This window comes from Micromonospora sp. NPDC050495, assembly GCF_040655175.1.
In the GTDB taxonomy this organism is placed as follows: Bacteria; Actinomycetota; Actinomycetes; order Mycobacteriales; family Micromonosporaceae; genus Micromonospora.
Genome location: NZ_JBFAJK010000008.1, coordinates 71,283 through 84,392 on the forward strand (window position 1 = coordinate 71,283; position 13,110 = coordinate 84,392).

The following is a 13,110-nucleotide window of genomic DNA, read 5'->3' on the forward strand; positions in this document are numbered from 1 at the left end:
GTGGCCGAGGACCGAGGAGGCATGTAGGTCGAGTACGAGGACCAGAAACACGTTGGGTGTCTCGCAGTCGACCAGGACGTGTTGGTGTGCCCCGTCTGGCGACTGCCAGACGTAGGTGACGCGGCCTTCGAAGAAGTCGTGCCCGTTGAAGTCCTCTTTGGGGATGGAGTCGAAGTAGGGCCAGAAGTCGAAGGGGGTTCCTGGTCCGGGCCCACGCTTGTGGGGTGGGGTCCCATCGTTGCCTTGTACTCGTCCTCAGTCAGTAGCGGTGGCACCAGGCAAGGATGCCTGGTCCAGGGGTGGCGACGCGAGCAGGTGGAAGGTTTCCCGTGCGATGTAGCGCTTGGGGCATCGCATGATCTCGGTCTTGGTCTTGCCCTCCGTGGTGCGGCGGGTGACGTAGTCCTTGGTGGGTTGGTGGCAGCGCATGCGGACGAGGGTGATGCGCCAGAGGGCGCGGTTGGCGCCACGGTGTAGACGGTGGCGGTCGGTTCGTCCGGAGCTGGCCGGGAAATTCGGGGCTTCATCGCTCCGCGGCGGCCGACGCGCAGAGCCCGGATCATCTCGACCCGGGCGTTACGGGTCTTCGGGGTGCCGCTGGCTCGGCCGGACAGGACCGCCCGGGCGGCGGACATGCACAGAAGCGCCAAGCGCAGGTTGGCCAGCACGGGAGAAGACGGAAGCGCGAGCAGCCAAGCGAGCGGCCAAAGTCAAACCGGCGGGACTGGGCTACTCACGCCGTTCTTGACTCTGCATGAGCCGGCGGGGACGCTCAGGCTCCTTCGGGTGAATCCAGATGACCACCGGCCGGCCCGCCGTCCGCGCGCCTCGACGGTCCACAGAGGAGCGGCCGGATCCGTACAATCGATCGCTCCTCGCCCCGCGCGTCCGCTGGGGCTGCCCCGCGCCGTCGTAGAGGAGCCCGGTCATGCCCGCGAACCGCAGGGTGCCCAGCCGACGCCCACGACCCGGGCGGGTCCGGGCGCTCGCCGTCGCGGTGGCCGCGCTGCTGGCCGGCGGCGGACCGGCCGCCGCGGCCGGTGGCGCCTCGGCGGACGCCGCGACCGGCACGGCCGCGGCGGGAACCGTCTCGTTCAGCGACGACTTCCAGCGGACGAACGGGCCGGTCGGCAACGGCTGGGTGGCGCCACGCGGCACCTGGTCGATCGCGGCCGGCGCCGCCCAGGCCACCGGCCCGGCCGAGCGGGTGCTGGTCCGGGACTCGCTGTTCCTCGGCCCGAGCTACGACATCGCCACCTCGCTCGTGCTGCCCGCCCCGGCGGGCTCCACCCGGCTCTGGGCCGGCATCGCCTTCCAGGTCATCGACCATGCCGACGGCACCCAGACGTTCTACACGCTGCGGGCCGGGCAGAGCCAGGCCGACGGGACGCGGGCCCGGTGGCAACTGGTGCGTATCGACCACTCCGCCGGCGCGACCGACACCGACCTGCTGGGCGAGGGGGAGCTCGCCGCCGCCCCCGGCAGCGCGCTGGGCCTGCGGGTGACCGCGACGGCTGACGGCAGGGGAGCCGCCGTCCGGATCACCGCGGGCGCGGCCGAGGCGGACCGTACCGTCCCGCTGCGCCTGGCCGACCGGCTCAGCGGCGGCAACGTCGGGCTCTATTCCCAGGCCGGCACCGTCGGGCTGCGCGACTTCACCGTGACGGCCACGACGGCGCCCGGCTACCGCTCGTTCCACGACGGGTTCGACCGGGCCGACGGGGCGGTCGGTAACGGCTGGCGGGTCGCCCGGGGCACCTGGGGCCTGGCCGGCGGCGCTGCGGTCCCGTCCGGGACCGCCGACCGGCTGATGTACCCGAGCGGCCTCACCCTGGGCGCGACGTTCCTGCTCAAGACGTCGCTGACCCTGCCCAAGCCGGCTCTGACCTACCGGCCGTGGACCGGCGTGGCCTTCAACATCGTTGATCACGGGGACGGCACCCAGACCTACTACGTGCTGCGCATCGGCCAGTCCCAGGCGGACGGCGGGCAGGCCCAGTGGCAGGTGGTCCGGATGACCCGGTCGTCCGCCGGCGCGTCCGACGCGCTGCTGGCCGGCGGGGGCGTCCCCGCGCCGCCCGGGACCACCCTCAGCGTCAGCGTCGACGCCAAGAACCAGGGCACCGGCGTGCACATCGCGATCGACGGCGCGGGCGTGCCGGCCGGGCAGGCCGTCGACCGGTACGTCGGGCTGCGCTGGCGGGACCTGCTCACCGGCGGCGGCACCGGGGTGTACTCGCAGGGCGGCTCGGTGAGCCTGCCTTTCTTCGCCGCGGAGACCAGCAACGAACCGGCCGTCGTCCCCGCCGAGCCCGGGCCGCTGGACTGCTCGCCCCGCGCCCCCGCCGACTACCCGCTGCCGGGTGCGTCCCGGACCGTCAGCCAGGTCATCGACGTGGGGACCACCTGGGCGGGGCACCCGGTCGACCAGGCGGTCCTGACCACCGACACCGAGCAGTACCTGGCGTACTACGACGCCGAGCGCCGGATGACCGTGGCGAAGCGCTCGCTCGACAGCACCACCTGGACGCGCCGGACGCTGGACTCCACGCTCGGCTGGGACAGCCACAACGGCATCACCATGGCGCTGGACAGCACCGGCAACCTGCACGTGGCGGGCAACATGCACGCCGTGCCGCTGGTCTACTTCCGCACCTCGGTGCCGGGCGACGTGGGCACGCTGACCCGGATCCCCACCATGGTGGACAGCTCCGTGGAGGGGTCGGTCACCTATCCGCGCTTCCTCCGGCACACCAACGGCGACCTGCTGTTCAGCTACCGCAACGGGTCAGCGGCGACGGCGCCAACTACTACAACCGGTACGACCCGGTCAGCCGTACCTGGTCCAGCCTGCTCGGCCGCCCACTCGTCGACGGGGCCGGCCGCAACGGCTACCCCGAGGGTCCGCTGCGCGGGCCGGACGGCTACTGGCATCTGGCGCTGGTCTGGCGGGACACCCCGGACGCCGGCAGTTCGAGCATGCCGTCGTACGCCCGCAGCCGCGACCTGGTCAGCTGGGAGGACAGCGCGGGCCGGCCGCTGGCCCTGCCGCTGACCTACCTCCGGTCCGAGGTCATCGACCCGGTGCCGACCTACGGCGGCGTGGTCAACGGCAACGTCCGGCTCGGCTTCGACGCCGCCAACCGGGTCGTGGTGACCTACACCAAGTACGACGCCGACCTGGGCAACCAGCTCTACGCGGCCCAGCCGGACGGCGCGGGCGGCTGGCGGATCACCCGCCTCACCAACTGGACCGGCCGGTGGGAGATCCTCGGGTCCGGCACCCTGGCGTTCCCCGTCTCGTTGCAGTCCGCCGCGAGCGGGCTGCCGGACGGCAGGCTGCGGGTGCCGTACACGTGCCGTGGGGTCAAGCGGTCGTTGATCGTCGACCCGTCCTCGATGGGCGTCGTGGCCGACGTCCCCGACCCGGTGCTGCCCAGCGAGATCACCCAGGTGCGCTCCACGTTCCCCGGCATCGGCGTGCGGACCGCGACCTCGGTGGCCGGTGACCGCACCTACGTGCTGCGCTGGGAGAGCATGCCCTCGAACCAGGACCAGCCCCGGCCGGCGGACCAGACCCCGCCGGCCCAACCCCTGCAGCTGTACGTGCTGACCACCCCGTGACCGGCGCACCGGGCCGGCGGGTGGCTGATGGGCACGGAACGCCGCGGCTGTGCTAACGTCTCGTCCCGTTGTCAGCGAGCGCCGCTAGCTCAACTGGCAGAGCAGCGGACTCTTAATCCGCGGGTTCGGGGTTCGAGTCCCTGGCGGCGCACCAACGATCAAGGCCCTGACCTGGTGGTTCACCCCGGGTCGGGGCCTTTGTCGTGTCCCGTGGTCGCGCCCCGACGTCACCCGACATTGATCGATGTAGCTCGATTGACTTGATATAGACAGTCAGTAATATATATGCGAGCTTGGCCCGTCCTGGGCTGATCGGCGGCAGGAGTCTCTGATGGGTGTGCAACGACCGCGCAAGCCACGTCCGGCCACGGCGATCGGGCTGGCCGGCTCTCTCGTGGCGGGGCTGCTCACCACCCAGGCCGTCGCCGACCCGGCGGCGGCCGCCACCGGGCTGGCCCTGACCGTGGACGTGTCCGCCGCCCGGCACCGGATCAGCCCCGACATCTACGGCATGAACGGCGGCGACCCCGCGCTCGTCGCGGAACTCGGCACGCCGGTGGCGCGCTGGGGCGGTAACGCGAGCAGCCGCTACAACTTCAAGAACCACACCTACAACACGGGCAGCGACTGGTACTTCGAGAACATCGTGGCCGGGCCCGACAACACCCTCGAGGCGTTCGTCCAGCGGAACCGGGACGCGGGGATCAAGCAGGTGGTCACCGTGCCGTTGATCGGCTGGGTGGCGAAGGACTCGCCGTCGTCGCACCCGTTCGCCTGCGGCTTCCCGGCCACCCGCTTTCCCGAGCAGGACTCGTTCGACCAGTGGGACCCCAACTGTGGCAACGGGCGGCACGCCGATGCGAACCTGACCGGGGCGGTCCCCACGGACACCTCGATCCCGGCGGACGCGTCGTTCGCGGGCGAGATGGTGTCGCATCTCGTGAACCAGTTCGGTCCGGCGGCACGCGGCGGCGTACCGATCTACGAACTCGACAACGAGCCGGTGCTGTGGAGTTCCACCCATCGCGACGTGCACCCCGAGCCGGTGAGCTACGACGAGCTGGGCGGCAAGGGCACGGCGACCGCCGCGGCCGTCAAGGCCGCCGACCCGCGCGCGGCGGTGCTCGGCCCGTCCGGATGGGGCTACTGCGAATGGGTGGCGTCCGGCGTGGACGGATGCGGGCCGGGTGCGGACGCGGCGGCGCACGGCGGGCTCAACCTGTCGCAGTGGTACCTGAAGAACATGAAGGACTTCAGCGACGCCCACGGCGGGAAACGCTTCCTCGACTACTTCGACCAGCACTACTACCCGCAGATCAGCGGCGGTAAGGACCCGGACGCCAACGCGCTGCGGCTGCGGTCCACCCGATCGCTGTGGGATCCGACGTACGTGGACGAGTCGTGGATCGGTCCCGGCGGGGTGAACGCGCCGCCGTTGCAGTTCATCCGCCAGATGAAGGCATGGGTCGCGCAGTACTACCCCGGCACCAAGGTCGCCATCACCGAATACAACTGGGGCGCGCTGGACGACATCAACGGCGCGCTCGCGCAGGCCGACGTACTCGGCATCTTCGGGCGCGAGGGTCTGGACCTGGCCACCATCTGGGGTGAACCCAAGCCCACCGACCCCGGCGCGTACGCGTTCCGGATGTACCGGAACTACGACGGAGCCGGGAGCAAATTCGGCGACCTGAGCGTGTCGGCGGCCAGCAGCGACCAGGGGCAGCTCGCGGTCTACGCGGCGCAACGCTCGTCCGACAAGGCGCTCACCGTGATGGTGGTCAACAAGACGGGCGAGGATCTGACCTCACGGTTGGCGCTCACCGGATTCCACGGCGGGGACCGGGCGCAGCGGTTCAGCTACGGCCCGGCCGATCTCACCTCGATCGTCCGGGGCGAGGATCTGCGGGTGACCCGGGGCGGCGTCAGCGCGACGTACCCGGCGAACTCCGTGACGCTGCTCGTCCTGCCGCAGCGCCGACACTGAGCGTCTCCCGTCCGACCGGTCCCCGACAGAGCACGGGAATCGCGAGCCCGCGCCCCTACAGTCCCCACCATGAGGTGGACGCTGCGATCCGTGACCGGGCTCGCCGTACTGGTGACGGCCCTGGTGGCGCCGGCGGCGAGCGCCGCCGCGGCGCCCGCCGACGGCGGCCTCGGCTTGGCGCTGCGCCCGGGGCAGGCGGACTACCGCGCCGGTGACCAGGTCCGCCTCGACCTCACCGTCACGAACTCCACCGGGTCGGCGTGCGCGCTGCCCACCAGCGCCGTCGGCACCGTCCAGATCACCGGGGTACGCCGGGACGGGCGCGACCTCACACCGGCGCTCACCCGCAGCTTTTACGACGACGGGATCACCGCCTCGGCCGGCGCCGGCCTGACCACCGTCGAACCCGGCGCAACGGCGACCGTGGCGCTCACCGGTGTCCGGCTGCACGACGGCGGCGCGCCCGGGGACGTCGTGCTCCGCTCGGTGGCCGCCACCGGCGACGGCGGCGGCCTGGACTCGCTCTGGCCGGTCGGCGCCCCCGGCCGGTACGAGGTCACGGCCGGCTACCTGACGCTGCCGGTCACCGGCGCGACGAACCTCTGCCCGGGCGCCACGGCGCTGCGGAGCACCACGTTCACGGTCGGCGACGGCGGCCCGCCCGGCCCTCGCTGGCTCTGGCTGGCCGTCGGAGCGCTGCTGCTGGTGCTGCTCCTCGGCGCGCTCGTGATCCTGCTGCGGGCCCGCCGCCGGCGGCCGACCGCCGCCGCCGCCGTGGCCCTGCTGCTGGTGGCCGTGGGCGCGCTGGTCGGCGGCACGTCCCGGCCGGCGCACGCGGACTACACCGTCGACCCGACCGCCGGCGTGCCGGTCAGCGGCGTCGACTTCCAGGCCGCGGTCGACGGCTGCCTCAAGGGGTTCGCCGCGCCCGGCGGTGACCCGTCCGGCCTGCTGCCCCGGCTGACGGACAAGAAGAGCCCGAAGGTGCGGATCATCCCCACCCCGGGCGGCTCGGGCGCGTTCGAGACGCCGGACAGCGCCGACGGCAAGGGCTCGTCCACGGTCACCTGGAACCCGACCTCCACCGACCCGTACGACGACGGGGTGGCCCGGGACCCCTGCGCCGCGCTCTACCACGAGCTGAACCACGCCGACGACATCTCCCGCGACGCGGTCCCGCCGGGCCAGTGCGGGAGCACCGGGATCCCCACCGCGGAGGTGAAGGCGACGTTCGCGGAGAACCGCTACCGGGCGGCGAAGGGTCTGCCACCGCGCACCGGGTACAAGGGGAACCCGCTGCCGAAGAGCCTCGACGAGTGCAAGAAGCCGGCGAAGAAGACGCCCCCGCCGAAGGGGCCGGTGAAGCTCTGCGAGGACGGCGCCGACTGCGGCGGTAGCAACGGCGACCCGCACCTGGTCACCTTCGACCGGGTCGCCTACGACTTCCAGGCCGTCGGCGAGTTCACGCTGGTCGCGGCCACCGGCGGCGACCCGCTGGAGGTCCAGGTCCGCCAGACGCCGATGGCCGGCACCCGGACCGCCTCGGTCAACTCGGCTGTCGCGTTCCGGGTCGGCGGGCACCGGGTCGCGCTGACGCTCACCGACGGCGGCACCCGGGTGCACGTCGACGGCGCGCCGCGGCCCGCGCCGCCGGACCGCACCGACCTGGCCGGCGGCGGCAGCCTCACCCGCCGCCCGTCGGACACCGGCCCCACCGACGGGTACGACGTGACCTGGCCGGACGGCTCGGCGGCGGCGGTGGACCAGATCGGCCGCTACGGCTACCGGGTGCTGGTCCGGCTGGCCGACGGCCGGGCCGGAAAGGTACGCAGACTGCTCGGCGACTTCGACGGCGACCCGGCCGACGACATCGCGCCCGCCTCCGGGGCGGCGCTGGCCCAACCGGTGCCGTTCGGGAAGCTCTATCCCGGGTACGCGGACAGCTGGCGGATCGCCCCGGACCGTTCGCTGCTGCACTACGACGACGGGCAGGACACCGGCACGTTCACCGATCGCGCGTTCCCCGAACGGGAGGTCACCGTCGGCGACCTCGACCCGGCCCGGCGCGCGACTGCCGAACAGATCTGCCGCTGGGCCGGCGTCACCGCCCCCGCGCAGCTCGCCGAGTGCGTCTTCGACGTCGCGGTGAGCGGGCGCCCCGAGTTCGCCGTCGCCGGCGCGACCACCGAACGGGTCGCACCGCCGGCCGGCGCCCCGATCCCCGCCGCACCGGTCGCCACCGCCACCCTCACGCCCGGCGGCGAGCCGCTGACGTTCGCCGGTCGCGCCGGGGACGCCGTCTTCGTCGACGCCACCGCACCGGGAATCGGCGACCGCTGCTCGCCGTACGTGCTCACCGACCCGGGCGGCCGGGAGGTCGCCAGCGGCTGCAACATCAACGGCCGCGGGTACGTCGATCGCGTCGACCTCACCGCCACCGGCAGGTACGCGCTGCGGGTCACCGCCGCACCCGGTGACACCGGCCGCGCCGCGGTGCGGGTGTACCTGGCCCGGGACAGCGACGGCACGGTGCAGCCGAACGGCCCGGCGGTCACCGCGACGGTCGTGCAACCCGGCGCGCGGGCCCGCTACCGGTTCACCGGCCAGCAGGGCGAGCGTGTCTACGTGGAGGTGCCCGCGAGCACGCTCACCGACCAGTGCTCACCGCTGGAGCTGCGGGACGCCGAGGGGCGGCAACTCGTCAGCGGCTGCGTGATCAACGGGGCCGGCGAGATCGACGGCACGCTGCTGCCCGCCGACGGGACGTACACCGTGGTCGTCGACCCCATCGAACGCGGCACCGGCGCGACCACGCTGCGGCTGGTCACCAGCCGGGACCGGGAGGCGACGGTCACGCTCGGCGGGCCGCCGGTCGTCGCCGCCGTGGACCGGCCCGGCGCGGTCACCGGCTACCGGTTCACCGCCGCCGCCGGCACGTCGGTGACGGTGAGCGCGACCGCCTCGGACCTGCCGGACCAGTGCGGCGTGCTGGCGCTGCGCGCGCCGGACGGCAGCACTGTCACCACCGGTTGCGTGATCAACGGAGCTGGTGAACTCGGGCCGGCGGTGTTGCCGGCCTCCGGGGCGTACACCCTGGTGGTGGACCCGTCCGGGGCGGCGACCGGGCAGGTCACGCTGGCGTTGCGGTGAGGCCGACCGCGCCCGTCCACGGTGGTGTGCGGGCGTGCTGACGTCAGCAGGCGCCGCTGGCAGGGAGGACAGGCCCGGACGGCGTCACGATCGGGGCTGGCTGGCAGCGGCCGACCCAGATTCGTGGGCGAGCCGGGCGGCTGTCGTGAAAGCCACCGTCCAGGGGAAGGCTCTCTGTCGCTCGTTGCCGCTGCCGGGCGGGTGCGGTTCCCATTGGTCGTCGGCGCCGAGCAGGACGCGTACCCCTTCGTCGCGGAGGCTGGCCACGGCGTGCCGGAACGGTGCCCGCGCGGCGAGGGCGGCGTTGACGAACGGGACGATGACGGTTGGCACCTGCCTGCCGATCAGCTCGGCGACCGAGGTCATGGCGTAGTTGTCGGCCAGACCGCGGGCGACCTTGTTGATCGAGTTGTAGGTCGCGGGGGCGATGATCAGGGCGTCGCTCGCGGGAAGTGACCGTCCGGTGTTGGGTGACGACTGGTAGGTCGATCGGACCGGATGCCCGGTGAGGTTCTCGAGCGGCTGCGGTTCGATGAAGTCCATCGCGCTCGGCGTGGCGGTGACCGTCGCTGTCCAGGATCGTTCCTGGGCTGCCTTGACGAGCTGGGCCACGTCGGTGGCCGGACCGGCGCCGCAGACGACGATCTGGAGGTGACCGCCGGTCACAACCGGATCCCGACGCTATGGGCGAAGCCGACCGCGGCGGCGCGGGCAGACCCGTTGCTGAGCATGGCGAGGTCTCTGGCGACGCGCTGGACCGTCGGTCGGCACCGGATCTCCTCGGGTGCCACCTCGTACGCGGTGCGCAGCGCGCCGAGGCCGTGCTCATAGCGGCCCCACTGGGTGTAGGCGCGTGCCACGTCGACGAACAGCGACGCCTTGCGCTCGGCCAGCGACACCTTCTCCAGCGGCACCGTGCGGGCGATCGCGATGGCTGTCCCGGCGTCGCCGAGGGCCAGCGCGATGGTGACCCGGTGCAGCAGGACGTTGGTGACGCCGAAACCGGTCCACCGGTCGTTGCCGTCGTAGCCGAGGCGGGTTGCCGCGCAGGTCGCCTCATCGAGCATCGCGTGTGCCGTGTCCCGGTCATCCCGACGGGCGGCGGCGATCGCCCCTCGCAGCACGAGAGCGCCGTAGACGGCCACCGCATCGGTTGACGCGAGGCGGGTGTCCCGGTCGAGCGAGCCGGCGGCGTTACCGGCGAGTGCCACCGCCTGGGCGTCGTGGCCGTTGCCCATCAGCGCATGGGTCATGATCCGGGCGCTCGCGGCGATCGCCACCGGGTCCTGGCTCAGGGCAGCGGCCCGAGTGCTGCGTTCGGCTGCTATCAGGGCCATCCCCCGATCGCCCAGCTTCAGCAGGACGCTGCCGGCGACGTGATAGAGGTCGGCTGCCAGGGCCTCGATCCGTTGCCGTCGCTCGCCATCCGCGCTGGACTTCACCGATTCGAGGGACGGCAGCAGCGTCACGAGCCGGTCGAGTACGCGCTCGTACCGGCAGGCCTGGTAGTCGGCCTTGGCGGCGCCGACGGCCCGGGTGAAGTGCGAGAAGGACAGCGCCGCACCGTCCGGGGGCGCGGGCGAGCAGAGCGCGTCGAGCAGCGGTGCGACGTCGGGGGTGGCGGCGACGCCGATCGCCGCCCCGCGCAGGAGGTCTCTGCGTCGCACGTCACCATCCGAACCCGAGCCATCAACTCCGTCATCGCCAGTATCCGCGTCCGTGCCGGCGGCCGGCCGCGAGGCACCCGCAGTTGCCTCGCCGGTGCCGCCCGTCCGCAGCGCCTCGAAGCGTTCCCGCACCTCAGGCGCGGCTCGGGACAGCACCGTGTCCAGCGCGGCCTGCATGTCGGCGCGGGGGAGCACCTTGTCGCCCTGGCTGCTCCACTTGGCCACGGTCCGCCGTGCCACGCCGAGGTGCTCGGCGAAGGCGGTCACGCTCATCCGCAACGCATTCCGGAGCGCGTTCGCGTCCTGGCCGGTCCAGGTCGTCACCGTCGCCATCGCACGTCCCTCCGGCACGGACAGTCATCGGTGGAGGTGATCGTAGCCGTACCCGGGGTGACGGCAGGTGCACCGCGAGTGCACCGGCGAGACATTCCGCCCGTGCGTCGCCCAGGCCAGCCTGGACGTGCCGACGCGCCGATCCCCAGCGGTGCCCGGTGGTCAGCGGCAACCTCACGGCAGGAGATCCAGATGGACGTGCCGATCGGCGACAGGTCGGAACGCGCGGGTGGTCGGCGGTGACCGGGCAGCGACGCCGTCTCGCGGCGAACCGGCTCGCACCGGCCCAGGTGGAGCATCTGCCGATGCGCCCGCTGTGGCTGTGCCGCCGGTGCGGGCAGCCGTGGCCCTGCGGCGCGGCGAAGCTCGCGCTCACCGCCGAGTACCGGGACGCACAGGTGAGCCTGTTCCTCTATCTGGCCGGCTGCTTGCACGACGCGATCGACGACCTGCACCGGCTCAACCCGAGCGTGACGGGCAGCGCGGCAGACATGTTCGACCGGTTCCTCGGCTGGCCCGCCCGCCACACCCACGCCTACCGCGTCAGCACCACCACGGCCGTCCGCATCGAGGAGCCCTCCTCGTGAACGGCACCCGCCCCGTCGACGCCAGCGGTGAGCCGCCGACGTCCATACCCTGATGCCGGCTCGCCGGTAATCGTTGGCCCCGTCACGACACAAATCTGGGTGAGAGTCGTCGAGGCAATGGGGGTTCGGGTGGGTCCACCGAGGAACCGGGACGAGGGCTGGTTCACCAGCCTCTACGTCGCGGAGTACGCGAATGTCGTGCGGTACGGCCTGCGCCGGCTCGCGGACGCCGACGCGTCGGCGGAGTTGGCCCAGGAGGTCTTCGTCGTCGCCTGGCGCCGTCGCCAGGAGGTGCCGGACCGCGGCCTGCCCTGGCTGTACGGGGTGGCCCGCCGGCTCCTCGCGAACCACTGGCGGTCGCGACGTGGCGCCCCCGACGTCCTGCCCATCACCGGTGCCGACCTGGCCGGGGCGGCCGGCTCGTCGGGTGCCGACGCCACCGTGGGGGTCGCCGACGTCCTGGCCGCGTTGACCGGCCTCAGCGAACTGGATCAGGAAATCCTCCGGCTGGTCGGCTGGGAGGAGTTGACGGTGTCCGAGGCGGCCCAGGTTCTCGGCTGCACCCGGGCGACCGCGGCGGTGCGCCTGCATCGCGCCCGCCGCCGCCTCGCCGAGGCGATGTCGGACCGGCCCGCCCAGCCGCGGCGCCACCCCGCGCTGGCCACCACGCGAGAGGAACTGTGATGTTCGGAGCAGAGCGCACCCGTACCCTCCTCGGCCCGGCCGACCCGGCCCGGACCGCCGCCGTCGCACCGCCGCGCGTCTCGGCACACGACCTGATCAACCAGGCCGGCGGCACCGCGATGGCCGCCCGGCGCCGCCCGGTACGCCCGACCCGCCGGCTGGTCCTGGCGGCGGGGACGCTGGCGGTCGCGGCCGGTGCCGTGGCCGTTCTCCAGCCGTTCGACAGGCCCGCACCGGACGGTCCGCGCGGGTCGGGGAGCGCGGCGGGACCGGTGCTCGTGCCGGTCGCGTACCAGTTCGCCGCCGACCCGCCGGCGGCCGGCCCGCACCTGCGTGCGCTGGCCGGCAGGATCAAGGACGCGGAGTACGACCACCAGGGCGGGCGGTACACGTACCACCACACGAAGGTGTGGGGCGATCCGGTGATGAGTTCCGCCGACGGCCGTCACCACGTCGCCTTCGCCAGCGAGACGAAGGTCTGGCAGGCCGCGGACGGGACCGGCGGCCAGGTGAACAAGCAGTTGGAGCCGGAGTACCCCGATCAGGAGTCCCGCGACTACTGGCGACGCGAACTGGATCGTCGTCCGGCGGCCGGTCTCCATGCGAATCCGACCATGATCCCGCTGCCGCCCATGGAGCTCACGCCACCGCCGGCCGACCCGTCGCGGCTGCGCGAACTGCTCAAGGTCAAGTACGGGCCGGGGGCGGCCAGCAAGGAGGTCAGCACGCTCTACGGGCAGTACGTCGTCCCGCGTGCGATCCGGGCGGAGGTCCTGCGGGTCCTCGCCGACCTGCCCGGCTTCCGCTGGCGGGGGCAGGTGACGGACCGGGCCGGTCGGGCCGGGGTCGCCGTCACCTTTGACGACCGCGAACACGATGCGCAGTCTCTGCTGATCTTCGACCCGGAGACGGGTGAGCTGCTCGCCCACGAGCGACTGACGCTGTCGCCCGTGCGGATCAGCTCGTACCAGGTGATCCTGGACGCCGGCCGGACCGATCGAATGGGCTGAACGGCGAACCGCGGGGCCGCTCCTTTCCCGGAGCGGCCCCGCCGCGACCAGGCTGACCATCGCCGCGC

8 protein-coding genes, 1 tRNA gene and 1 pseudogene are annotated in these 13,110 nt (G+C 73.0%); 7 read left to right on the forward strand and 3 right to left on the reverse strand.

Annotated elements, in window-relative coordinates; all coding sequences use genetic code 11:
- Positions 1-255: 255 nt before the first annotated feature.
- Positions 256-429 (reverse strand): hypothetical protein, encoded by a 174-nt coding sequence (locus AB0I11_RS11645; protein WP_357317363.1) that lies wholly within the window; start codon positions 427-429, stop codon positions 256-258.
- A gap of 2,059 nt (positions 430-2,488) precedes the next feature.
- On the opposite strand from AB0I11_RS11645, the pseudogene AB0I11_RS11650 reads away from it, so the two are divergent.
- The 4 genes and pseudogenes from AB0I11_RS11650 (at position 2,489) to AB0I11_RS11665 (ending at position 8,761) form a co-directional block, all read left to right on the forward strand.
- Positions 2,489-3,624: pseudogene (locus AB0I11_RS11650) on the forward strand (BNR repeat-containing protein).
- A 78-nt stretch (positions 3,625-3,702) separates the two neighbouring features.
- Positions 3,703-3,778, forward strand: a tRNA-Lys gene (locus AB0I11_RS11655).
- Positions 3,779-3,955: 177 nt separating this feature from the next.
- Positions 3,956-5,611: a glycoside hydrolase family 44 protein gene (locus tag AB0I11_RS11660; protein WP_357317365.1), complete on the forward strand. Its 1,656-nt coding sequence runs from the start codon at positions 3,956-3,958 to the stop codon at positions 5,609-5,611.
- Positions 5,612-5,680: 69 nt separating this feature from the next.
- The gene (locus AB0I11_RS11665) at positions 5,681-8,761 is read left to right on the forward strand and encodes a VWD domain-containing protein (protein ID WP_357317369.1); all 3,081 of its coding nucleotides are present in this window, start codon (positions 5,681-5,683) and stop codon (positions 8,759-8,761) included.
- Between the two features lie 84 nt (positions 8,762-8,845).
- Here AB0I11_RS11665 and AB0I11_RS11670 read toward each other — a convergent pair whose 3' ends face one another.
- Together AB0I11_RS11670 and AB0I11_RS11675 are read right to left on the reverse strand one after the other, a co-directional pair.
- The gene (locus AB0I11_RS11670) at positions 8,846-9,427 is read right to left on the reverse strand and encodes a flavoprotein (RefSeq protein ID WP_357317374.1); all 582 of its coding nucleotides are present in this window, start codon (positions 9,425-9,427) and stop codon (positions 8,846-8,848) included.
- Positions 9,424-10,761, reverse strand: a complete 1,338-nt coding sequence (locus AB0I11_RS11675; RefSeq protein ID WP_357317377.1) for a hypothetical protein — start codon at positions 10,759-10,761, stop codon at positions 9,424-9,426. Before AB0I11_RS11675 ends, AB0I11_RS11670 begins: the two co-directional genes overlap by 4 nt.
- Before the next feature lie 239 nt (positions 10,762-11,000).
- Here AB0I11_RS11675 and AB0I11_RS11680 point away from each other — a divergent pair, with 239 nt between their 5' ends.
- From AB0I11_RS11680 to AB0I11_RS11690, 3 genes are all read left to right on the forward strand, one after another.
- Complete coding sequence (locus AB0I11_RS11680; protein ID WP_357317380.1) at positions 11,001-11,348, forward strand: hypothetical protein; 348 nt, start codon at positions 11,001-11,003, stop codon at positions 11,346-11,348.
- 129 nt (positions 11,349-11,477) lie between these two features.
- A complete protein-coding gene (locus tag AB0I11_RS11685) occupies positions 11,478-12,032 on the forward strand; it encodes a sigma-70 family RNA polymerase sigma factor (RefSeq protein ID WP_357317383.1) in 555 nt (184 codons plus the stop codon).
- Positions 12,032-13,042 carry a CU044_5270 family protein gene (locus tag AB0I11_RS11690; RefSeq protein WP_357317386.1) on the forward strand — a complete coding sequence of 337 codons (1,011 nt, stop codon included), beginning with the start codon at positions 12,032-12,034 and terminating at the stop codon, positions 13,040-13,042. The genes AB0I11_RS11685 and AB0I11_RS11690 overlap by 1 nt, the downstream gene beginning before the upstream one ends.
- The last annotated feature ends 68 nt before the right edge of the window (positions 13,043-13,110 follow it).

Excerpts from the sequence above, each read along its gene's own strand:
- AB0I11_RS11675 (WP_357317377.1), bottom strand. The coding sequence starts at position 10,761 with ATGGCGACGGTGACGACCTGGACCGGCCAGGACGCGAACGCGCTCCGG.
- AB0I11_RS11645 (WP_357317363.1), bottom strand. The coding sequence starts at position 429 with ATGCGCTGCCACCAACCCACCAAGGACTACGTCACCCGCCGCACCACG.
- AB0I11_RS11660 (WP_357317365.1), top strand. The coding sequence starts at position 3,956 with ATGGGTGTGCAACGACCGCGCAAGCCACGTCCGGCCACGGCGATCGGG.
- AB0I11_RS11690 (WP_357317386.1), top strand. The coding sequence starts at position 12,032 with ATGTTCGGAGCAGAGCGCACCCGTACCCTCCTCGGCCCGGCCGACCCG.
- AB0I11_RS11665 (WP_357317369.1), top strand. The coding sequence starts at position 5,681 with ATGAGGTGGACGCTGCGATCCGTGACCGGGCTCGCCGTACTGGTGACG.